This is a genomic window from Dechloromonas sp. TW-R-39-2, assembly GCF_016864195.1.
In the GTDB taxonomy this organism is placed as follows: Bacteria; Pseudomonadota; Gammaproteobacteria; order Burkholderiales; family Rhodocyclaceae; genus Azonexus.
Genome location: NZ_CP045202.1, coordinates 3,221,839 through 3,242,156, shown reverse-complemented (window position 1 = coordinate 3,242,156; position 20,318 = coordinate 3,221,839). Strand labels below are relative to the sequence as shown.

21 protein-coding genes and 1 tRNA gene are annotated in these 20,318 nt (G+C 59.6%); 7 read left to right on the top strand and 15 right to left on the bottom strand.

Going from position 1 to position 20,318, the window contains the following annotated elements:
* Positions 1-49 precede the first annotated feature (49 nt).
* The 7 genes from GBK02_RS15735 to glyQ are packed head-to-tail and all read right to left on the bottom strand — an operon-like array spanning position 50 to position 6,186.
* Complete coding sequence (locus GBK02_RS15735; protein WP_203467545.1) at positions 50-658, bottom strand: hypothetical protein; 609 nt, start codon at positions 656-658, stop codon at positions 50-52.
* Between the two features lie 58 nt (positions 659-716).
* Entirely contained in the window at positions 717-1,100 is a 384-nt protein-coding gene (gene gloA / locus GBK02_RS15730) for a lactoylglutathione lyase (RefSeq protein WP_203467544.1), read from the bottom strand.
* Between the two features lie 17 nt (positions 1,101-1,117).
* Entirely contained in the window at positions 1,118-1,837 is a 720-nt protein-coding gene (locus tag GBK02_RS15725) for a M48 family metallopeptidase (RefSeq protein ID WP_203467543.1), read from the bottom strand.
* Positions 1,815-2,567 carry a 1-acyl-sn-glycerol-3-phosphate acyltransferase gene (locus GBK02_RS15720; protein ID WP_203469440.1) on the bottom strand — a complete coding sequence of 251 codons (753 nt, stop codon included), beginning with the start codon at positions 2,565-2,567 and terminating at the stop codon, positions 1,815-1,817. Before GBK02_RS15720 ends, GBK02_RS15725 begins: the two co-directional genes overlap by 23 nt.
* On the bottom strand, positions 2,567-3,115 hold the full coding sequence (gene gmhB / locus GBK02_RS15715) for a D-glycero-beta-D-manno-heptose 1,7-bisphosphate 7-phosphatase (protein ID WP_203467542.1): 549 nt from the start codon (positions 3,113-3,115) through the stop codon (positions 2,567-2,569). The genes GBK02_RS15720 and gmhB overlap by 1 nt, the downstream gene beginning before the upstream one ends.
* Before the next feature lie 15 nt (positions 3,116-3,130).
* Positions 3,131-5,239 carry a glycine--tRNA ligase subunit beta gene (gene glyS, locus GBK02_RS15710; RefSeq protein WP_203467541.1) on the bottom strand — a complete coding sequence of 703 codons (2,109 nt, stop codon included), beginning with the start codon at positions 5,237-5,239 and terminating at the stop codon, positions 3,131-3,133.
* A gap of 2 nt (positions 5,240-5,241) precedes the next feature.
* Positions 5,242-6,186: a glycine--tRNA ligase subunit alpha gene (gene glyQ, locus GBK02_RS15705; protein ID WP_203467540.1), complete on the bottom strand. Its 945-nt coding sequence runs from the start codon at positions 6,184-6,186 to the stop codon at positions 5,242-5,244.
* A gap of 425 nt (positions 6,187-6,611) precedes the next feature.
* Between glyQ and GBK02_RS15700 the strand changes: the two genes are divergently transcribed.
* Positions 6,612-7,259: a transglycosylase SLT domain-containing protein gene (locus GBK02_RS15700; RefSeq protein ID WP_239003071.1), complete on the top strand. Its 648-nt coding sequence runs from the start codon at positions 6,612-6,614 to the stop codon at positions 7,257-7,259.
* Positions 7,260-7,268: 9 nt separating this feature from the next.
* Here GBK02_RS15700 and lnt read toward each other — a convergent pair whose 3' ends face one another.
* Genes lnt through miaB form a run of 5 tightly spaced genes read right to left on the bottom strand, consistent with a single transcriptional unit; the run spans position 7,269 to position 12,298 of the window.
* Positions 7,269-8,729 carry an apolipoprotein N-acyltransferase gene (gene lnt, locus GBK02_RS15695; protein WP_203467538.1) on the bottom strand — a complete coding sequence of 487 codons (1,461 nt, stop codon included), beginning with the start codon at positions 8,727-8,729 and terminating at the stop codon, positions 7,269-7,271.
* Positions 8,707-9,558, bottom strand: a complete 852-nt coding sequence (locus tag GBK02_RS15690; RefSeq protein ID WP_203467537.1) for an HlyC/CorC family transporter — start codon at positions 9,556-9,558, stop codon at positions 8,707-8,709. The genes lnt and GBK02_RS15690 overlap by 23 nt, the downstream gene beginning before the upstream one ends.
* A 5-nt stretch (positions 9,559-9,563) precedes the next feature.
* The gene (gene ybeY / locus GBK02_RS15685) at positions 9,564-10,013 is read right to left on the bottom strand and encodes an rRNA maturation RNase YbeY (RefSeq protein WP_203467536.1); all 450 of its coding nucleotides are present in this window, start codon (positions 10,011-10,013) and stop codon (positions 9,564-9,566) included.
* The gene (locus tag GBK02_RS15680) at positions 9,985-10,980 is read right to left on the bottom strand and encodes a PhoH family protein (RefSeq protein ID WP_203467535.1); all 996 of its coding nucleotides are present in this window, start codon (positions 10,978-10,980) and stop codon (positions 9,985-9,987) included. Before GBK02_RS15680 ends, ybeY begins: the two co-directional genes overlap by 29 nt.
* Positions 10,961-12,298, bottom strand: a complete 1,338-nt coding sequence (gene miaB / locus GBK02_RS15675) for a tRNA (N6-isopentenyl adenosine(37)-C2)-methylthiotransferase MiaB (RefSeq protein ID WP_203467534.1) — start codon at positions 12,296-12,298, stop codon at positions 10,961-10,963. The genes GBK02_RS15680 and miaB overlap by 20 nt, the downstream gene beginning before the upstream one ends.
* 137 nt (positions 12,299-12,435) lie before the next feature.
* On the opposite strand from miaB, the gene GBK02_RS15670 reads away from it, so the two are divergent.
* Positions 12,436-12,512: transfer RNA gene (locus GBK02_RS15670), tRNA-Met, on the top strand.
* Positions 12,513-12,669: 157 nt separating this feature from the next.
* Here the strand turns inward: GBK02_RS15670 and GBK02_RS15665 are convergent.
* From GBK02_RS15665 to ahpC, 3 genes are all read right to left on the bottom strand, one after another.
* Positions 12,670-13,206 carry a hypothetical protein gene (locus GBK02_RS15665; RefSeq protein ID WP_203467533.1) on the bottom strand — a complete coding sequence of 179 codons (537 nt, stop codon included), beginning with the start codon at positions 13,204-13,206 and terminating at the stop codon, positions 12,670-12,672.
* A gap of 134 nt (positions 13,207-13,340) precedes the next feature.
* Complete coding sequence (gene ahpF / locus GBK02_RS15660; RefSeq protein WP_203467532.1) at positions 13,341-14,894, bottom strand: alkyl hydroperoxide reductase subunit F; 1,554 nt, start codon at positions 14,892-14,894, stop codon at positions 13,341-13,343.
* A gap of 100 nt (positions 14,895-14,994) precedes the next feature.
* Positions 14,995-15,558 carry an alkyl hydroperoxide reductase subunit C gene (gene ahpC / locus GBK02_RS15655; RefSeq protein WP_203467531.1) on the bottom strand — a complete coding sequence of 188 codons (564 nt, stop codon included), beginning with the start codon at positions 15,556-15,558 and terminating at the stop codon, positions 14,995-14,997.
* A gap of 296 nt (positions 15,559-15,854) precedes the next feature.
* Between ahpC and GBK02_RS15650 the strand changes: the two genes are divergently transcribed.
* The 5 genes from GBK02_RS15650 to GBK02_RS15630 all read left to right on the top strand — a co-directional run bounded on the left by GBK02_RS15650 (position 15,855) and on the right by GBK02_RS15630 (position 20,281).
* A complete protein-coding gene (locus GBK02_RS15650; RefSeq protein WP_203467530.1) occupies positions 15,855-16,112 on the top strand; it encodes a chaperone NapD in 258 nt (85 codons plus the stop codon).
* Positions 16,109-18,622, top strand: a complete 2,514-nt coding sequence (gene napA / locus GBK02_RS15645) for a nitrate reductase catalytic subunit NapA (protein WP_203467529.1) — start codon at positions 16,109-16,111, stop codon at positions 18,620-18,622. Before GBK02_RS15650 ends, napA begins: the two co-directional genes overlap by 4 nt.
* Before the next feature lie 65 nt (positions 18,623-18,687).
* Positions 18,688-19,131, top strand: a complete 444-nt coding sequence (locus GBK02_RS15640) for a nitrate reductase cytochrome c-type subunit (RefSeq protein WP_203467528.1) — start codon at positions 18,688-18,690, stop codon at positions 19,129-19,131.
* A gap of 17 nt (positions 19,132-19,148) precedes the next feature.
* Positions 19,149-19,760: a NapC/NirT family cytochrome c gene (locus GBK02_RS15635; RefSeq protein WP_226406162.1), complete on the top strand. Its 612-nt coding sequence runs from the start codon at positions 19,149-19,151 to the stop codon at positions 19,758-19,760.
* Between the two features lie 221 nt (positions 19,761-19,981).
* Positions 19,982-20,281 carry an HU family DNA-binding protein gene (locus GBK02_RS15630; RefSeq protein WP_203467527.1) on the top strand — a complete coding sequence of 100 codons (300 nt, stop codon included), beginning with the start codon at positions 19,982-19,984 and terminating at the stop codon, positions 20,279-20,281.
* The last annotated feature ends 37 nt before the right edge of the window (positions 20,282-20,318 follow it).

Genomic DNA, 20,318 nt, shown 5'->3' with positions numbered 1-20,318 from the left:
CAACGCCACCGACATTCTTTCGCCTGTTGCTGCATTGCGTCCGCCTGCTTTATACGGATTTCACTCTGACGAGATCGGGGTGCTTTGCCTGGTCGAGCAAAATACGTTCAACCCGTTGCTGCCACAATTGGGCGAACAGACTGCGTTCGGCCTCGCTAGCCTGTCCCGCCAGAATGTTGCCGAGCAAGGGGCCGCAGCGAGGATCGCCGGGGACGTGGCTCAGGTCGAGCTGGCATTCGACGCTCTGACCGGTATCGCGGCGGCTCAGGCGGATGCCCGAGATGGTCGGCGTAGCAAACGACAGGCGCCGGTTGCGCCGGAACTGCCCGGCCAGGCCCTTGAATCCACCGATTCCGGCGGCGCCGGTCAGCAGCGTGAGAACGCTGGCGGTTACGCCGGCAACGCCGCTGTCTTCGGCTTCAGGCAGGGCAACGTCAATTTCTCCGCGGACCGGTGTTTCAGCCCCGTAAAGGGCGCGCAGGGCACTAACTCCGATCAGCCAGGCGCCGGCCACGGTCGGGCAGGCGTGACCGCAGAGTTTGACGGCATCGGTGAAGCTGTATTCGATCAAGCCGCCGTTTGCGGCCCCCAGCACTTCGGCCAGCGGGTCGCGCACGGTGATTGTCGGAATGCGTGAAAAATAGTCTGGAAAGGCCATCTTGATCTCCTTGGGCAGGCAGTATGCGCAGGCTCGGAGAGGGGGGCCTTGATTTCGGTCAGCCGCGCTGGATCAGTTCGATCTTGTAACCGTCCGGGTCGTCGACAAAAGCGATGATTGTCGTGCCGTGCTTCATCGGCCCGGCTTCGCGCACCACCTTGCCGCCGCGCTTCCTGATTTCGGCGCAGGCTGCCGCCGCATCGGGCACGGCCAGTGCAATGTGGCCGTAGCCGTTGCCCAGCTCGTAGCTTGGTGTGTCCCAGTTGTGCGTCAGTTCGAGTACGGCGCCTTGCTCTTCCGGGCCGTAGCCGACAAAGGCCAGCGTGAAGCGGCCTTCGGGGAAATCGCTGCGGCGCAGCAACTGCATGCCGAGGATTTCGGTGTAGAAGGCGATGGAGCGATCGAGATCGCCGACGCGGATCATGGTGTGAAGAATGCGCATGTGAATGTCCTTGCAGATCAGAATTGGGGGATTTGCCGGCCGAGTTGACGCAGTTCGAGACGCCGGCTGCGCCAGTCCGGACAAAGTTGTTCGACGACAGACCAGAAACGCGGGCTGTGGTTCATTTCCTTGAGGTGGGCCAGTTCGTGGCAGACGACATAGTCGATGATGTCCAGCGGCATAAAAATCAGCCGCCAGTTGAGCGAGATGCCACCGTGATGGGCGCAACTACCCCAGCGTGTCCGAGCCGATGACAGGCGCAGCGGTGGCGTATCGACGGCAAGCCGGGCGGCGTGAAGGCCAAGTCGTTCGGCAAAAACCGTGCGCGCTTTTTCGCGCAGGGCCATTTCGAGCAATTTTCCGGCGTCGACCGTGGCAGCCGTCTTGAGATAGAGCGTGCGGCCGGCAAATTGCCAGCGCTGCCGGCCAATGTCGCTGAATGCCACGGTCCACGTTTCGCCGAGCAGAGAAATGCGGGTGCCATCGGCGATGGCCAGTTTTTCGGGGAGCGGGCGTTCGCGCCACTGGGTCAGTTTGTCGAGGACCCAGTTGGCGTGTTCCTGAATCAACTTTTCAATGTCGCCGAGCCGGGCGCGCAAAGGAGCGGCAATACGCAGGCCGCGCTGGTCGATGCTCAGGCCGATGGTTCGCCGGCGGCTGCGTCGCAACAGATAGGCGATTTGCGCATCACCGAGGGCAATGCGATGGCTGGTTTCAGGTGGCGTTGTGCTGGGCATCCGCGTAGCGGTGCGGCGAGATGCGGTGCATCTCTTCCTCGATCCAGGCTTCGGCTTGCCGGTTGACCTCAAGTTCGCTCAGGCCGGTTGCGTCGAAGGCCGGGCCGATGCTGACCGTGACGGTGCCCGGTTTCTTGAGGAAAGCCTGGCGCGGCCAAAGCTCGCCGGCATCGTGGGCAATCGGCACGACTTTGCAGCCAACGCGGGTGGCGAGATAGGCGCCGCCTGCCTTGTAGCGTTTTTTGTGGCCGGGGGCGACGCGCGTGCCTTCGGGAAAAATGATGACGTAAAAGCCCTGTTGCAGACGTTCGCGGCCCTGGACGACCACCTGGTCGAGAGCGTCCTTGCCGGCGTTGCGGTCGATCGAAATCATCTTCATGGCCGCCAGTCCCCAGCCGATCAGCGGGACGCGCAGCAATTCCTTCTTGAGCACGAAGACGCAGTAAGCGCCGTTCGGCACATAGTCCTGCAGCGTCATGGTTTCCCAGGCCGACTGGTGCTTGGCCAGGATGACGCAGGGTTCGTCCGGCATATTTTCCAGGCCGATAACGCGGGGGCGGATGCCGAGCATGTTTTCGACCCCGAACTGGATGCCGAGCCGCCACAGCTTGCCCAGGCGATAACCCCACAGGCCGCGCAGCAACAGGGCACCGATAACGACCAGCGGCGCAGTCAGGATCGACCAGACGATCGCCCAGGCCATGAAAACGGTGGAGCGCAGTGCGTTCATCATTTTCTCCCGTTCAGGATATGGTCGACGGCGGCTGCCAGATCGGCGAACTCCAGCGTCCCCTCGGGCAGATTGCCTTCGGCCTTGGTCTTTTCACCCTTGCCGGTATGGACCAACATGGGCTGGCAACCCAGCGCCGCACAGGCTTGCAGGTCGCGCAGCGAATCGCCGATGGCCGGCACGCCCTTCAAGTCGGCATTGAGGGTTTCCGAGATGCGCTTGAACATGCCGGGTTTCGGCTTGCGGCAATCGCAGGCTGAATCGGCGGTGTGCGGGCAGAAGAAAATGGCATCGATCCGGCCGCCGACAGTGAACAGCGCCTTGTGCATCTTTTCGTGGATGCTGTTCAGCGTGTCCATGTCGAACAGGCTGCGTCCGACGCCGGATTGATTGGTCGCCACGACCACGCGGTAGCCGGCCTGGTTGAGGCGGGCAATGGCTTCCAGACTGCCGGGGATCGGTTTCCATTCGGCCGGGCTCTTGATGAACTGGGCTGAATCGAAGTTGATCACGCCGTCGCGATCGAGGATGACAAGTTTCGTGGGCATGGCGGCCTTTCCGGCTTAGGCGGAGAGCTTGGAAATGTCGGCGACCTTGTTCATCGCCGCGTGCAGCTTGGCGAGCAGGCCGAGACGGTTGGCGCGCAGGGCAGGCTCTTCAGCGTTGACCATGACATCGGTGAAAAAGTTGTCGACCGGAGCGCGCAAGGCAGCGAGTGCCTGCAGCGATTCGGCGTAGTCGCCCGTATCGAAGGCAGCATCGGCCTGCGGCACGATGTCGACCAGTGCGTCGTGCAGGGCGATTTCGGCAGCCTCCCTGAGCAGGGCGTTATCCACCGTGGCTTCGATGGTGTTTTCGACCTTCTTCAGGATGTTGCTGACGCGTTTGTTGGCGGCGGCCAGTGCGGCGGATTCCGGCAGGGCGGCAAAGGTGCGTACGGCGGCCAGGCGCTTCGGAATGTCGCCCAGGCGCTGTGGCCGCTGGCTGACCACGGCATCGACTTCCTGCGCCGTGTAACCCTGCTCGCGCAGGCTGCCGGCCAGGCGGTCGTAAATAAAGTCGGCCAGTTCGCTGTCGGCACTCTTGAAGCCTTCGACGGCGGCAAAAGCACCACCCGCCACGGTCAACAGGGAATTCAGCGGTAAATCCAAATTGCCCTCAGCCAGCATGCGGATGGTGCCCAGCGCATGACGGCGCAGCGCGAACGGGTCGCGGTCGCCGGTCGGGATCTGGCCGATGCCGAACATGCCGACCAGGGTTTCCAGCTTGTCGGCCAGCGCGACGACGGTGCCAACCTGACCGCGCGGCAAGGTGTCGCCGGCAAAGCGCGGCTTGTAGTGATCTTCGATGGCGTCGGCGACCTCGACGGCCAGGCCGTCATGCAGCGCGTAGTAGCGGCCCATGATGCCCTGCAGCTCGGGGAATTCGCCGACCATGTCGGTGACGAGGTCGGCCTTGGCCAGCACGGCAGCCTGTTCGGCGTGCAGCGCCAATGCTTCGCCGCCGAGTTGCTGGCCGATGGCACGGGCAATGGCGGCGACGCGCTGAACGCGCTCGCCCTGGGTGCCCAGCTTGTTGTGATAAACAACCTTGCCGAGGCCGGCGACGCGGCTTTCCAGCGATTTCTTGCGGTCCTGGTCGAAGAAGAACTTGGCATCGGCCAGACGTGGACGGACGACGCGCTCGTTGCCGCCGATGACGGCGGAAGCGTCTTCCGGCGAGATGTTGCTGACGACGAGGAACTTGTTGGTCAGCTTGCCGGCGGCGTCGAGCAGCGGGAAGTATTTCTGGTTGGCCTTCATGGTCAGAATCAGGCATTCCTGCGGCACGGCGAGGAATTCTTCTTCAAACTGGCCGATCAGCACATTCGGACGTTCGACCAGCGCGGTGACTTCGTCGAGCAGCGCATCGTCCTCAATCGGCTTGCCACCAGCGGAGGCGGCAGCAGCTTCAAGCTGGCGAACGATCTCGGCACGGCGTTCGGCGAAGGAGGCGATCACGGCACCGTCGGTCGCCAGCTTGGCGGCGTATTCGTCGGCGTTGGCGAAGACGACCGGATCGACGGCGGCTTCAAAGCGGTGACCGTGCGTTTCCCGACCGGACGTCAGGCCGAGGATGGCGAGCGGCACAACGTCGCTACCGTGCAGCGCAACGAGGCCGTGTGCCGGGCGGACGAAATTGACGCTGCTCCAGCCGTCCTGCAGCTGGTAGGTCATCACTTTGGGAATTGGCAGTGCGGCCAGCGCGGCTTCCAGCGCTTTTTGCAGGCCTTCGGCCAGCGTGGCCCCCTTGGCCATGCTGTCGTAGAACAGGATGTCGGCCTTGCCGTCGTTTTCGCGGCGCAGGCTGGGCACGCAGGATTCATCGGCGCCGAGGGCGGCCAGCTTCTTGAGCAGGGCGGGCGTGGCGTTGCCGGCGGCGTCGAGGCCAACGGCGACCGGCATCAGCTTCTGGACGACCGGCTTGTCGGCAGCGACAGCGGCCACAGCGGTGACGTGCGCGGCCAGGCGGCGCGGCGAGGCGAACGCGGTGACTGCTGCGGTCGACGCAGTCAGACCCGCCGTTTTCAACGAGTTGGCCAGTGTCTGGGCGAACACTTCACCCAGCTTCTTCAGCGCCTTGGGCGGCAGTTCTTCAACGAACAGTTCAACGAGCAGATTTTGGACGGTCATGTTCAGGCAACTTTCTTTTCAATCTGGGCCAGCACTTCAGCCGCCCATTCCTTCGGGGCCATCGGGAAGCCGAGGCGGGCGCGCGAGTCGAGATAGGCTTGCGCCACGGCGCGGGCCAGGTTGCGGATGCGGCCGATGTAGGCGGCGCGTTCGGTCACGGAAATGGCACCGCGCGCGTCGAGCAGGTTGAAAGTGTGGGCAGCCTTGAGCACTTGCTCGTAGGCCGGCAGTGCGAGCTGCGCACCCATCAGGTGCTGGGCCTGCTTCTCGTGCGCGCCGAAGGCGTGGAACAGGAAGTCGACGTCGGAGTGTTCGAAGTTGTAGGTCGATTGTTCGACTTCGTTCTGGTGATAGACGTCGCCGTAGGTCAGGCCTTCCGTCCAGGTCAGGTCATAGACGTTCTCGACGCCCTGCAGGTACATGGCCAGACGTTCGATGCCGTAGGTGATTTCGCCGGTGATCGGCTTGCAGTCGATGCCGCCGACCTGCTGGAAGTAGGTGAACTGGGTCACTTCCATGCCGTTCATCCAGACTTCCCAACCGAGGCCCCAGGCGCCCAGCGTCGGGTTTTCCCAGTCATCCTCAACGAAACGCACGTCGTTTTTCTTGAGGTCGAAGCCGAGGGCTTCGAGCGAGCCGAGGTAAAGCTCAAGAATGTTGTCCGGCGCTGGCTTCAGCACGACCTGGAACTGGTAGTAATGCTGCATGCGGTTCGGGTTCTCGCCGTAGCGGCCATCCTTCGGACGGCGCGACGGTTGCACGTAGGCGGCTTTCCACGGTTCTGGGCCGATCGCCCGGAGGAAGGTGGCGGTGTGGCTGGTGCCGGCGCCGACTTCCATGTCGTACGGCTGGAGCAGGGCGCAGCCCTGGGCGCTCCAGTATTGTTGCAGGCGCAGGATGATTTCCTGGAACGTGGGTTTCTTCGGGGATGTGTTGCTGGTCGTCATCGGACGCACTCGGAAAGACGGAAAGCCTTGGATTTTACTAGGTTTTACCCCGCTCCGGCAGGTCTGCGCCGGCCCCGCTGGCAAAGCCTTGTCGTGTCAGGTCCGGACGGTGCCTGGATACTGCAATTCAGCCGAATGCTCATTGGGTTTTGTTGTTGTCGTGCAACATGTTGGTGCCGCGTTTTGGTCTTTTGAATTGACAATATTCAATATAATCAATAGACTGCAAATTATGTTGCGGTGCAACATCGGCTCGCCCCTGTGTTTTCGGGCATCTGAATCCTCGTCATGAGGTCTGCGAGCGGGTGTCGTACCCCCTGTAACCGTTCGCTGACGGCGTTGTTTTCCGCAGTGGCAACAGTGAAGGAGGTCGCGTGTTCGCTACGTCTCTTTTTCCGCCGGTGATGTCACGTTTGACGTCAACCGTGTTCGCAGTACTCCAGAAATTTCTTGTGGTTTTTGGCCTGGCCCTGCTGGTCGCTTTGGTTGGGGCGCATAACGGCCATGCGGCCTTTGTCGACGGTATCCGTTCGGTCCTGCCGAGAGAGGCGCTGCTCGGCGACGAGCTGGAAACCGATGCGCCGCCCGAAGCCTTGGAAGATGTTCCCTCCGTGCTGCTGACGCCTCGCATGCGCGCGGCACTGGCCTACGTTTCAATGCGTTATCACGTGTCGACCGAGGCGCTTCAGCCAATTTTCGCCACGGCCGAAGAGGTCGCGCGGGATTTGCAGCTTGATCCCCTGTTGATTGTCGCGGTGATCGGCGTTGAGTCCGGCTTCAATCCGCTCTCGCAAAGTGTGGTCGGCGCGCAGGGCTTGATGCAGGTAGTGCCGCGTTTCCATCAGGACAAGTTGCCGAGCGATGCTGGCAGTCTGCCGTTTTTTGATCCGCTGACCAATGTCCAGGTCGGGGCTCGGGTGCTGAAAGAGTCGATTCGGCGCAATGGCGGCCTGGAAGACGGGCTGCAACAGTTCGGCGGAGCGACCAAGGATCCGGCCAGGCGTTACGCGACGCGGGTGCTGGCCGAGCGTCAGCGCCTTGAATTGGCAGCCCAGCGCTGGCGTTCGACCTGAACGTGCTGCTCAGCGGCGACGGCGGCTGAGCAGGGTCAGGATTGCCGCAGCGGCCAGAAAACCGAAGTTCCCGATTCTGGCAAACGGCGTCAGGCCTTCGTAGGCACGCACTTCGCCATGCAGCACGCCTTGCGTAAAGGGCGCCAGGGCGGCTTGAACGACGCCGTCGGGGCCGACGATGGCGGTCATCCCGGTGTTGGTCGAGCGCAGCATCGGCCGCCCTGTTTCGCTGGCGCGCATCTGGGCGATCTGCAGATGCTGCGGCTGTGCCAGCGAGCGACCGAACCATGCAGTATTCGACAGGTTGGCCAGAATTCCGGCAGCGGGCAGGGCGCGAATGATTTCTTCGCCGAAAACATCCTCGTAGCAGATGTTGACCGCGACATGGCGGCCGGCAATGGCCAATGGCGTTTGTTCCGCCGGGCCGCGGGTGAAGGACGACATCGGGATGTTGGCTAGGCTCATGAACCATGAAAATCCGGCCGGAATGGTTTCGCCAAACGGGACCAGGTGCGTCTTGCGGTAACTTTGCAGCGGCGATGAACCCAGGCTTATTGCGCTGTTCCAGTAGTGTTCGCCATCGCCACTCAGCGTGCCGATGATCAGGTCGCCCTGGTTGGCCTGTGCGGTCGCCTTGAGCGAATCGACGTAGGTCGGTGGCAGCTGGTCGAAAAAGGCGGGAATGGCGGTTTCCGGCAGGATGGTGAGTTGGGCCGGATGGGCTTCGATCAGTTCGCGATAGGTTTCGAGCGTGCGAAAGAAGGCTTCCGGCCGGAATTTCATTTCCTGCGGGATGTTGCCCTGAATCAGCGCAACGCTGATTGGCGCACCAACAGGCGTGGTCCACGCAATCTGGTGCAGCCCGAAACCACCTAGGGCAAGCAGCGTCAGCGCCAGCGCACCAACGCGCCAGCGCAGCAGCAGTGCGCCACACAGCGCGACCAGCAGGCTCAGACCGTGTACGCCGATCAGCGGTGCGAAGCCGGCGAGTGGGCTGGGCGAGGCCTGCGAGTAGCCGACTGCCAGCCAGGGGAAACCGGTGAAAACCCAGCTGCGCAGCCAGTCGACCGTGGCAATCAGGCTGGCGAAATAAATCGCTTCACGCCAGAAATCATGCGCCGGCCAGCGCTTGAACGCCCAACCGGCGAGGGCTGGGTAGAGCGCCATGAACGCACAGAACAGGAAAGTCGCCGGTGCGGCAAGCCAGATCGGCATGCCGCCGAAGACCGAAAGGCTGACGTAAATCCATGACACGCCGCCGAGGAAAAAGCCGAGCCCGAAGCAAAAGCCGGTCAGCGCTGCCTGGCGCGGCGTGCCGGCTTGGCGCCATGCGAAGAACAGCCCGAGCCAGACAAGCGGGGTCAGCCAGAACAGGCCGAAAGGTGCGAAGCACAGCACGCCGGCCGCACCGGTGGCGGCAGCAAAGGCATACGGCGCAAGCGGGGATCTAGCCAGTAAAGTCTTCAGCACCGGCTTCGAATTTGGGCGGCGGGGTGATCAGCAGGGTGTACAGGCGACGGCTGTCGGCCCGCAGGACCTGGACGCGCATGCCATCGATGTCGATCACTTCATTGCGTTTCGGGACGCGACCGATGTGGCGCAGAACCAGCCCGCCGACGGTGTCGAACTCTTCGTCGGAGAAGCGGGTGTCGAAGGCGGCGTTGAAATCTTCGATTTCCGTCCGCGCCTTGACGCGGTACATGCCTGAGGCGTCGAGGCGGATGTTGTCGTGCGCTTCGTCGAAGTCGTATTCGTCTTCGATGTCGCCGACGATCTGTTCGAGCACATCTTCGATGGTGACCAGGCCGGCGACGCCGCCGTATTCATTGACGACGATGGCCATGTGGTTGCGCGAGACGCGGAATTCGCGGAGCAGCACATTGAGGCGTTTGGATTCCGGGATGAACACCGCCGGGCGCAGCCAGTCGCGCAGGTCGAAATCCTTTTCGGTGTGGATGCGCAGCAGGTCCTTGGCGAGCAGGATGCCGAGCACTTTGTCGCGGTCGCCGTCGACCACCGGGAAGCGCGAGTGCGCGGCTTCGATGACGATGGGGATGATTTCGTCCATCGGGTCATCGACGTCGATCGCATCCATCTGGGCGCGCGGAATCATGACGTCGGAAACACGGGTGTCGGAGGCGGCAAGTGCGCCTTCGATGATGGTCAGCGCATCGGCGTCCATCAGATTGCGCTCGTAGGCCGAGTGCAGGATTTCAAGCAGTTGCTCGCGATCTTCGGGTTCGCGCAGCAGCAGGGAAGTCAGTCGTTCGATGAAGCTCGGTTTACTGTCACTGTCCATGATTTTTAAACCGCATACGGGTCTGGATAACCCATCGCGGCGAGAATCTCCGTTTCTTCGTTTTCCATGGCCTGGGCAGCCTCGTCTTCTTCGTGGTCCCAACCCTGTAAATGCAGCATACCATGCACCGTCAGGTGCGCGTAATGCGCCGCCAGCGGCTTGTTCTGCTCCGCCGCCTCGCGTGCCACGACGCTCGGGCAGAGGACCAGATCGCCCATGACCAGCGGTTCGGTGTCGTACGGAAAGGACAACACGTTGGTCGCGTAATCCTTGCCGCGGTATTCCTTGTTCAGTTCCTGGCCTTCGTCGGCGTCGACCAGACGGATGGTGATTTCACCGCCGCCGACCAGCGCAGCGCGGGCCCAGCGGACAAAATCCGCCCGCAAGGGTAAGCCCTCACGGTTACAGGCATATTGCACGGAGAGATTAAGACGTTTGCTTGCTGTGGGATTCATAGGCGGCAACGATGCGGGCGACCAGTGGGTGGCGCACGACATCTTCCTTTTGAAATTCGGTAAAGGCCAGGCCGCGTACCCCCTTGAGGATATCGCGTGCTTCGCGCAGGCCGCTCTTTTGCCCCTTGGGCAGGTCGATCTGGGTGATGTCGCCGGTGACCACCGCCTTGGCGCCGATGCCGATGCGGGTCAGGAACATTTTCATCTGTTCCGGCGTCGTGTTCTGCGCCTCGTCGAGAATGATGAAGGCGTGGTTCAGCGTCCGTCCGCGCATGAAGGCGAGCGGCGCGATTTCGATGGCGCGCTTTTCGTAGAGCTTGCTGACCCGGTCGTGGCCCATCAGGTCGTACAGCGCGTCGTACAGTGGGCGCAGGTAAGGGTCGATCTTCTGTGTCAGGTCGCCGGGGAGGAAGCCGAGGCGTTCGCCGGCTTCAACGGCCGGCCGGGTCAGGATGATGCGTTCGACCAGATCGCGTTCGAAGGCATCGACCGCACTGGCCACGGCGAGATAGGTCTTGCCGGTGCCGGCCGGGCCGATGCCGAAGGTGATGTCGTGCTCCTGGATCGCATTCAGATAAGCGACCTGGCGCGGTGTTCGGCCGTGCAGTTCGGTCTTGCGGGTGACCAGTTGCGGGCCGTCGACGGGGCCTTCGGCCTTGCGGCTGATGCGCCGGACCGGCGCGTTGGTCAGCTCGATCAGGCCGAGCTGGATTTCGTCGACCGAGAGCGGCTGGCGTGCCATGCCGTAGAAGTGACGAATGGCTTCCGCGGTCAACGCCGCTTTTTCCCCCGAAATGGAAAAGCGTTCGTTGCGCCGCTTGATGCTGACGTCAAAGCCGGTTTCGATCTGGCGTATGTTCTCGTCGAGCGGGCCGCACAAATTGGCCAGCAAGGCGTTGTCGACCGGGGCAAGCGCCAGGCTGACCGGCTTGCTTTTCGGGGCCGGCTTAGCCTTCTCGGATGACAATTTCGCCTCTCAGGCTGTGCGGCAGTGCCGACGTGATGCGGACATCGACGAAGGTGTTGATCAGGCGTGCATTGCCGGCGAAATTGACGATACGGTTGTTGTCCGTCCGCCCGGCCAGTTCATGCACGTCCTTCTTCGACGTGCCTTCAACCAGCACGCGCTGGATGCTGCCAACCATCGCCTGGCTGATTACCTGGGCCTGTTCGTCGATACGCTTCTGCAGGCGCAGCAGGCGAGCCGACTTGACCTCCGCTGGCGTCGAATCGTCCATCTCGACTGCCGGGGTGCCGGGGCGCGGGCTGTAAATGAAGGAAAACGAGCTGTCGAAACCGACATCGTCGATCAGCTTCATCGTTTTCTCGAAGTCTTCGTCCGTCTCGCCGGGGAAGCCGACGATGAAGTCGGAGGACAGCGAAATGTCCGGCCGCGCAGCGCGCAGCTTGCGGATAACCGACTTGTATTCGATGCTCATGTAGCCGCGCTTCATGGCTGCCAGCACGCGGTCCGAGCCGGACTGGACGGGCAGGTGCAGGTGCGAAACGAGCTTGGGTACGTTGCGATAGGTTTCGATCAGGCGATCGCTCATCTCGCGCGGATGCGAGGTGGTGTAGCGAATGCGCTCGATGCCGGGAATTTCGGCGATGTACTCGATCAGCAGTGCCAGGTCAGCCTTCTCTTCCGTTTCGGCCATATCGCCGCGGTAGGCATTGACGTTCTGGCCGAGCAGGGTGACTTCGCCGACCCCGTTGGCGGCCAGGCCGGCCACTTCGGTCAGGATGTCGTCGAACGGACGGGAAACCTCGCCGCCGCGGGTGTAGGGGACGATACAGAAGGTGCAGAACTTGGAGCAGCCTTCCATGATCGAGACGAATGCCGAGGCGCCTTTGACTTCAGCCGGTGGCATCGAGTCGAATTTTTCGATTTCCGGAAATGAAATGTCGACCGCAGCCTTGCCCTTGGCTTTGCGCTCGGCAATCAGCTGCGGCAACCGGTGCAGGGTTTGCGGGCCAAACACCACGTCTACATAAGGCGCGCGAGCGACAATCGCTTCGCCCTCCTGGCTGGCGACGCAACCACCGACGCCGATCACCAGATTTGGATTCAGCTGTTTCAGGTGGCGCACCCGGCCGAGGTCGTGGAAAACCTTCTCCTGCGCTTTCTCGCGCACTGAGCAGGTGTTGAACAGGATGATGTCGGCTTCTTCCACGTTGTCGGTTTTGACAACGCCTTCCGAGGCGTTGAGCACGTCGGCCATCTTGTCCGAATCGTACTCATTCATCTGGCACCCAAAGGTGCGGATGAACAATTTCTTTGGCATGGGTAACTACTTTACGGGAATCGTGAGTCGCCGGCGGGCGATGGGAGGTCAATCAAAAAACAGTCGCACATTATAACCGAGCATAAATCCGTTGACCGAAGAAGCATCCCAATCTATAATCCGCGCCCTCGTAGTGTGGTGATGTAGCTCAGTCGGTTAGAGCGATGGATTCATAACCCATAGGTCGGCAGTTCGATTCTGCCCATCACCACCAAAGAATCAAAGAAAAAGCCCAACCATCACCGGTTGGGCTTTTTCTTTTTGTTCCCTTCAGTACCTTGGCGCCGGTTCCTCAGGTCGATTGATTCAAATTCCAGTGGGCAAGCTACCGTCCTGTGCTTGCTTTAGGGACTCGGAGTTTATTCGGGTGATCATGGGGTCAAGAGAGAGGTGAACTGACTGGACTTAACCAGTTTTTCGACCAGTTTCTTTACGGCAGGGATGTAGGCATCGGCAGCCTCTTGGCAGGCTGTGTCGGCACCAAATGATGTTTTGAAATCGTACTTTTCTGCAATCTCCATGGTTTTCCCATTGGAAGATGAGATGCGGATTTTCAGTATCCACCAAGCATCTGAAAATGTACTTGTGGAGGAGAACACCAGGTTTTTCAGCTCTCCGAACAGGGCCATCTTTGGTGCAGCCTCATTGAATGCTCCTGTTGCCCTGATTTCATCGGCTAATGCCTGTTGAATGAATGCTTCGAAAGTTGTGCGTTCTGGTGGCGTTATTTTTCCTGCAGCGCGACATTTGTCGTCAATGTAGGTGGGGGCTTTGAAGGGGGCGACAGTTATATTTCCAACAGTGATGGCCTTGATTGTTGATTGTCTATCGACGTTGTAGCGTTTGCTTCCGGGTGGTGCGCACGCGGATACGACTATTGCTAACAGAAGAGAGAATGCCAATTTCATTTGAGGTCGCCTGTTCCGTTGGGGTGCTAGGCCAAATTTTATAGCCTGAATCAATGCCGACAAAGACAGTCGCTCACGGTGATGACTTCTTGTTGCAATGACAAAGCCCGGTTTTTATGCCGGGCTTTGTCATTTCAATCCGCGGCAGAGCTGCGGATGAGGTGGTCGAAGGCGCTCAGCGAAGCGGTCGCGCCGGCGCCCATGGCGATGATGATCTGCTTGTAGGGAACCGTCGTGCAGTCGCCGGCCGCGAAGACGCCGGGCACGGACGTCTGGCCCTTGGCATCGATCTCGATTTCGCCGCGATTCGACAGGTCGACCGCACCTTTCAGCCAATCGGTGTTGGGCAGCAGGCCGATCTGCACGAAGATGCCTTCGAGTTCGATGCGCTTCATCTCGTCAGTATTACGATCCTTGTAGACCAAGCCATTCACCTTCTCGCCGTTGCCGGTAACCTCGGTCGATAGTGCCTTGGTGATCACCGTGACGTTGGGCAGGCTGTGCAGTTTCTTCTGCAAAACGGCATCGGCGCGCAGTTGACCGTCGAACTCGAGCAAGGTGACGTGACCGACGATGCCTGCCAGATCGATCGCCGCTTCGACGCCGGAGTTACCGCCGCCGATTACCGCAACGCGCTTCCCCTTGAATAGCGGGCCATCGCAGTGCGGGCAGTAGGCTACGCCCTTGCCGCGATATTCCTTTTCGCCCGGCACGTTCATCTCGCGCCAGCGCGCGCCGGTGGCGAGGATTACCGATTTGCTCTTCACCGAGGCGCCGTTCTCCAGCTTGATCTCGATGAGGTCGCCGGGAATCAGCTGCGTGGCGCGTTGCAGGTTCATCACGTCGACCGGGTATTCCTTGACGTGCTCTTCCAGACCGGCGACCAGTTTCGGGCCTTCGGTAGCTTTCACGGAAATGAAGTTCTCGATGCCGACGGTGTCCATCACCTGGCCGCCGAAACGTTCAGCCAGCAGGCCGGTGCGGATGCCCTTGCGGGCAGCGTAGATGGCGGCCGAGGCGCCGGCCGGACCGCCACCGACGACGAGCACGTCGAAGACTTCCTTGCTGGCGATCTGCTCGGCAGCCCGCGTTGCGGCGCCGGTATCAAGCTTGGCGATGATTTCCTCGATGCTCATGCGGCCGGCACCGAATTCCTCACCGTTGAGGAAGACGGTCGGCACCGCCATGATCTTGCGCCGTTCGACTTCGTCCTGAAAAAGCGCGCCATCGATCATCGTGTGGCTGATTCCCGGATTGAGCACGGCCATCAGATTGAGTGCCTGCACGACATCCGGGCAGTTGTGGCAGGACAGTGAGATGAAGGTTTCGAAGTGAAACTTGCCGGGCAATGCCTTGATTTGCTCGATCACGGCGGCGTCGACTTTGGGCGGGTGGCCGCCGGTTTGCAGCAGGGCGAGGACCAGTGAAGTGAACTCGTGGCCCATCGGGATGCCGGCAAAGCTGATGCGCGCAGTTTCGCCCGGGCGACCGATGGCGAAGGAGGGTTGTAGTGCGGCACTGCCGTTTTCGCGCAGGCTGACCTTGTCTGAAAGTTCGGTGATGTCATTCAGCAACTGGCGCATGTCGGTGGCAGCCGGGCGGCTATCAAGTGCAGCGACCAGTTCGATCGGTTGCTGGAGCTTTTCGAGGTAAGCCTTGAGTTGCGTTTTGATATTGCTGTCGAGCATGGTTTTCTCCCTGTCCTGAATTTCACTGAAATGCTGCGGTCGACCGCAGCATTGCGCTGAAATCGCCGCCACCCGTTGCCGGATGGCGGAATTTGCTTACTTAGATCTTGCCGACCAGATCGAGCGACGGTGCCAGGGTGGCATCACCTTCTTTCCACTTGGCCGGGCAGACTTCACCTGGGTGGGCGGCAACGTATTGAGCAGCCTTGACTTTGCGCAGCAGTTCGGAAGCGTCGCGGCCGATGCCCAGGTCGTGAATTTCGGCAATCTTGATGACGCCTTCCGGGTTGATCACGAAGGTGCCGCGCAGTGCCAGGCCTTCTTCCTCGATCATCACGCCGAAATTGCGGGTGATGGCGCCGGTCGGGTCGCCGATCATCGGGTAGGTGATCTTGCCGATGGTGTCCGAGGTGTCGTGCCAGGCCTTGTGGGTGAAATGCGTGTCGGTGGAAACCGAGTACACCTCGACGCCCAGCTTCTGGAACTCGGGGTAGAAATCAGCCATGTCGCCCAGTTCGGTCGGGCAGACGAAGGTGAAGTCGGCCGGGTAGAAGAAGACGATGGACCACTTGCCCTTCAGGTCGGCGTCGGAAACCGGCACGAATTTGCCGTTGTGGAATGCGGTGGCCTTGAAAGGTTTGATTTCGGTATTGATGTTGGACATGACGTTTGCTCCTGGTGGGTTAGAAATTCAACATGGATTGCATGTTAGCGAGCGTCTTTTCATTGCTCCAATTGAATAAAAGAATTTATCGAATAGCTTTTGGCTATGTGCTGAATTTTTTGGTTTGGTTAAAACTAGTCCGAAAGTACTAATATTTATCCTGCAGTGGCACTACTATGGGTATCAAGCGATTTCATGTTGACTCAAATCAACTCAATTGCAGGCCATATCAGGATGATGCGCAGGATGTCGCCGCATCCCTGCGGATTCTGCGGACGATGCAACGAGGAACAGCCATGAATATTTCCAGTGCCATCGTGCACATTTCACATGCACAGCTTGAAGAAGCCTGCGCCATTTTGACCGGCATGCCCGGCGTGGAAATCCACGCCCGCAGTCCGGAGGGCAAGGTTGTTGTCACGCTTGAAGATCACGATACCAATTCGGCGGCCGACAACTACGTGGCCTTGCACCGTATTCCTGGCGTTCTGGCAGTGGCCATGGTTTATCAATATAGCGACGACGAGTCAGTTACTGAGGAGGTAGAGGCGTGAAGCTCAATCGACGGGATTTCATCAAGGCCAATGCAGCTGCAGCGGCAATTTCAGCGGCCGGTCTGACCGCATCAACGGCAGCCGAGGCAGCCGGCAAGGACGATATTCGCTGGGACAAGGCGCCGTGCCGTTTCTGCGGCACCGGTTGCAGCGTGCTGGTCGGTACCCAGGACGGCCGCGTGGTGGCCACCCAGGGCGACCCGGAAGCGCCGGTCAATCGTGGTCTTAACTGCATCAAGGGTTACTTCCTTTCGAAGATCATGTACGGCAGCGATCGTCTGAAGACGCCAATGCTGCGCATGAAGGATGGCAAGTTCGACAAGAACGGCGACTTCGCACCGATTTCCTGGAAACAGGCTTTCGACATCATGGAAGAGAAGGCCAAGGCAACGCTCAAGGCCAAAGGGCCGAACGGCCTGGCGATGTTCGGTTCCGGCCAATGGACGGTGTGGGAAGGTTATGCTGCCTCCAAGCTGATGAAGGCCGGTTTCCGTACCAACAATCTTGATCCCAATGCACGTCACTGCATGGCCTCGGCCGTGGCCGGCTTCATGCGTACCTTCGGTATTGATGAGCCGATGGGTTGCTACGATGACATCGAGCATGCCGATGCCTTCGTGCTGTGGGGCTCCAACATGGCGGAAATGCATCCGATCCTGTGGACCCGCATCACCGACCGCAAGCTGTCGAACAAGGGGGTCAAGGTTGCCGTGTTGTCGACCTTCGAGCATCGCTCTTACGAGCTGGCCGACATCCCGATGATCTTCACGCCGCAGACCGATCTGGCGATTCTGAACTACATCGCCAACTACATCATCCAGAACGGCAAGGTTAACCAGGCATTCATCGACAAGAACGTCAATTTCAAGAAGAGTGCGACCGATATCGGCTACGGCCTGCGTCCGACGCATGCGCTTGAAAAGGATGCGACGAGCAACGGTTACCCCGGCGCGGATGGCAAGCCCAAGGGCGATACCGGCAAGTCCGAGGGGATTTCCTTCGAAGACTACAAGAAATTCGTTGCCGACTACACCGTCGAGAAGGTTTCCAAGTTGTCCGGTGTTTCCCAGAAAGACCTGAAAGCACTGGCCGAACTGTATGCCGACCCGAAGGTCAAGGTCGTTTCCTTCTGGACGATGGGCTTCAACCAGCACACCCGTGGTACCTGGGCCAACAATCTGGTCTATAACATCCACCTCCTGACTGGCAAGATTTCCGAGCCGGGTAACAGCCCGTTCTCGCTGACCGGCCAGCCGTCCGCCTGTGGCACAGCACGTGAAGTGGGTACTTTCTCGCATCGCCTGCCGGCCGACATGGTTGTGACCAACCCGGAACACCGCAAGCATACGGAAGAGCTGTGGGGCTTGCCGGAAGGCACCATCCCGGACAAGATCGGCTTCCATGCCGTGGCCATGGCGCGTGCGCTCAAGGATGGCAAGGTCAATTTCTACTGGCAGCAGTGCAACAACAACATGCAGGCTGGCCCGAACATTAATGAAGAACTTTATCCGGGGTGGCGCAAACCGGAAAACTTCATCGTTGTTTCCGACCCGTATCCGACCGTTTCAGCCATGGCTGCCGACCTTATCCTGCCGACCGCCATGTGGGTCGAGAAGGAGGGTGCTTTCGGTAACGCCGAGCGTCGTACCCAATTCTGGCGCCAGCAGGTCAAGGCTCCAGGTGAAGCCCGTTCTGACCTGTGGCAGCTGATGGAGTTTTCCAAGCGCTTCAAGATGGAAGAAGTCTGGCCGGAAGAGTTGCTGGCCAAGGCGCCGAAGCTCAAGGGCAAGACGATGTTCGATGCGCTTTACGCCAATGGCGTGGTCAACAAGTTCAAGGCGAGCGAAACCCAGCCGGGCTTCGATAACGATGAGGCCAAGCACTTCGGCTTCTACCCGCAAAAGGGCTTGTTCGAGGAGTACGCTGCATTCGGTCGCGGTCATGGTCATGACTTGGCTCCGTTTGAAACCTATCACCAAGCTCGCGGTCTGCGCTGGCCGGTCGTCGGTGGCAAGGAAACGCTGTGGCGTTTCCGCGAGGGCTACGACCCGTATGTCAAGAAGGGTGAAGGCGTCAAGTTCTACGGCCACAAGGACGGCAAGGCAGTCGTTTTCGCGCTGCCTTACCAGCCGCCAGCCGAGTCGCCGGACAAGGAATTCGATCTGTGGATGTCTACCGGACGCGTTCTCGAACACTGGCATACCGGTACGATGACCCGTCGCGTTCCCGAGTTGTACAAGGCCTTCCCGGATGCCGTGGTCTTCATGCATCCGGATGATGCCAAGGCACGTGGCTTGCAGCGTGGTATGGAAGTCAAGGTTGCTTCGCGTCGTGGAGAAATCCAGTTGCGCGTTGAAACGCGTGGTCGTAACAAGCCGCCGCGTGGTCTTGTCTTCATCCCGTTCTTTGATGCCGGGCGTCTGGTCAACAAGCTGACTCTGGATGCAACTTGTCCGATTTCGAAAGAAACCGACTACAAGAAATGCGCCGTCAAGGTCACCAGGGCCTGATTCGGGAATCAGCCAATAATGAATAGGCGGCCGGAGTAATCCGGCCGCACATCGGAGGAAAAAACATGAGATTTATTCCAGCTCTGGCCCTCGCTGCGACGCTGCTCCTCTCCGGAGCGGGGGGCGTTGTGGCGCAGGAAAAACTGGTCAATGAAATTGGCAACGTGACAATCGAAGGCAACTCCAAGGTTGACATGTTCCGTCCTGAGAAAGATCAGGAAGCGATTCAGCGTAATTTTCAAAAGCAACCGCCGCTGATTCCGCATAGCGTCAAGGGCTATAACATTACCCAGAACTTCAACAAGTGCATGGACTGCCATTCCAAGGAACGGGCCGAGGAAACCGGCGCGACCAAGGTTGCCAAGTCGCACTATCTGGATCGTGAAGACAAGAAGCAGCCGAACATCTCGCCGCGTCGTTATTTCTGCATGCAGTGTCATGTACCGCAGTTCGATGCCAAGCCGCTTGTGACGAATACCTATAAACCGGCTGCCAAGAAGGGGGAATGATGAGTCTGGAAAAACGTATGCCCGCTTGGGTGCAACGCATTGGCCTGGTGACTGTCCTGGGTCTGTTCATTGCCGGTATTGTCTTCTGGGGCGGCTTTAACTGGGCGCTTGAGTCGACCAACAAGGAATCTTTCTGTATTTCGTGTCACGAGATGGAAGAAAATGTCTTCCGCGAATACCAGAATACGATTCACTACACCAATCGTACCGGTGTTCGTGCAACCTGCCCGGATTGCCACGTGCCGAAGGAGTGGGGGCCGAAGATGATTCGCAAGATTCAGGCTTCCAATGAGGTTTTGCACAAGATTCTCGGAACGATTGATACGCCGGAAAAGTTCAATGCCAAGCGCGGTCAGCTGGCTCAGAACGAGTGGAAGCGCATGAAGGCAAACGACTCGCAGGAATGTCGTAACTGCCACCGCTACGATTACATGGATTACACCGAACAGGGTAACCGTGCTGCTCGTATGCACCCGCAGGCGTTTGTCGATGGCAAGACCTGTATCGATTGCCACAAGGGTATCGCTCACCAGTTGCCGCAGATCGATCAGCATATCGGCAAGCAGAATGAAGGTGGGGTTGAAATCTCCCACGGTGAGAAACCGGCAGAAGCTGCCGAGAAAAAATAAGGTTCAGTCCTTGTTTGAAAGTCAAACCCCGGCCATGTGCCGGGGTTGTTTTTCAGGGGTGCGTTTTTATCGGCGTGTGAAAAATACAAAAATTCACGCAATGGGTAGTAAATAGGCCGTCTTCGGTCAAGACATCCATAAAAAGATATGCTACTTTTAATGCGCTGCCGTTCCGACGGCCGGTTTTCTTAAATTTTAAACAAGTAACAGGAGGCACTTAGATGAATAAATCCGAGCTGGTCGAAGTTGCTGCAAAAGAAGCTGGTATTACCAAGGCTGCTGCCGAGAAGGTTCTGGCGGCAGTGATCGGGGCGGTGGTTAGCACAGTCACCAAAGGCGAATCTGTAACGCTCGTTGGTTTCGGTACCTTCAAGTCCGCGAAGCGCGCTGCGCGCACCGGCAAAAACCCAAAGACTGGTGCAACGCTGAAAATTCCGGCAACGACTGTGCCGAAATTTACGGCAGGTACGGCATTCAAGGCATCTGTTGCGGCCAAGAAAACTGCTGCCAAGAAAAAATAATCCGGTATCACCTAATGCGGGGCTCCCTAATATGAGG

Excerpts from the sequence above, each read along its gene's own strand:
- gmhB (WP_203467542.1), bottom strand. The coding sequence starts at position 3,115 with ATGCCCACGAAACTTGTCATCCTCGATCGCGACGGCGTGATCAACTTC.
- GBK02_RS15630 (WP_203467527.1), top strand. The coding sequence starts at position 19,982 with ATGAATAAATCCGAGCTGGTCGAAGTTGCTGCAAAAGAAGCTGGTATT.
- GBK02_RS15640 (WP_203467528.1), top strand. The coding sequence starts at position 18,688 with ATGAGATTTATTCCAGCTCTGGCCCTCGCTGCGACGCTGCTCCTCTCC.
- GBK02_RS15720 (WP_203469440.1), bottom strand. The coding sequence starts at position 2,567 with ATGAACGCACTGCGCTCCACCGTTTTCATGGCCTGGGCGATCGTCTGG.
- ahpF (WP_203467532.1), bottom strand. The coding sequence starts at position 14,894 with ATGCTCGACAGCAATATCAAAACGCAACTCAAGGCTTACCTCGAAAAG.
- miaB (WP_203467534.1), bottom strand. The coding sequence starts at position 12,298 with ATGCCAAAGAAATTGTTCATCCGCACCTTTGGGTGCCAGATGAATGAG.
- glyS (WP_203467541.1), bottom strand. The coding sequence starts at position 5,239 with ATGACCGTCCAAAATCTGCTCGTTGAACTGTTCGTTGAAGAACTGCCG.
- GBK02_RS15635 (WP_226406162.1), top strand. The coding sequence starts at position 19,149 with ATGCCCGCTTGGGTGCAACGCATTGGCCTGGTGACTGTCCTGGGTCTG.
- glyQ (WP_203467540.1), bottom strand. The coding sequence starts at position 6,186 with ATGACGACCAGCAACACATCCCCGAAGAAACCCACGTTCCAGGAAATC.
- GBK02_RS15725 (WP_203467543.1), bottom strand. The coding sequence starts at position 1,837 with ATGCCCAGCACAACGCCACCTGAAACCAGCCATCGCATTGCCCTCGGT.
- GBK02_RS15665 (WP_203467533.1), bottom strand. The coding sequence starts at position 13,206 with ATGAAATTGGCATTCTCTCTTCTGTTAGCAATAGTCGTATCCGCGTGC.
- gloA (WP_203467544.1), bottom strand. The coding sequence starts at position 1,100 with ATGCGCATTCTTCACACCATGATCCGCGTCGGCGATCTCGATCGCTCC.
- ybeY (WP_203467536.1), bottom strand. The coding sequence starts at position 10,013 with ATGAATCCCACAGCAAGCAAACGTCTTAATCTCTCCGTGCAATATGCC.
- ahpC (WP_203467531.1), bottom strand. The coding sequence starts at position 15,558 with ATGTCCAACATCAATACCGAAATCAAACCTTTCAAGGCCACCGCATTC.
- GBK02_RS15690 (WP_203467537.1), bottom strand. The coding sequence starts at position 9,558 with ATGGACAGTGACAGTAAACCGAGCTTCATCGAACGACTGACTTCCCTG.
- GBK02_RS15650 (WP_203467530.1), top strand. The coding sequence starts at position 15,855 with ATGAATATTTCCAGTGCCATCGTGCACATTTCACATGCACAGCTTGAA.
- GBK02_RS15735 (WP_203467545.1), bottom strand. The coding sequence starts at position 658 with ATGGCCTTTCCAGACTATTTTTCACGCATTCCGACAATCACCGTGCGC.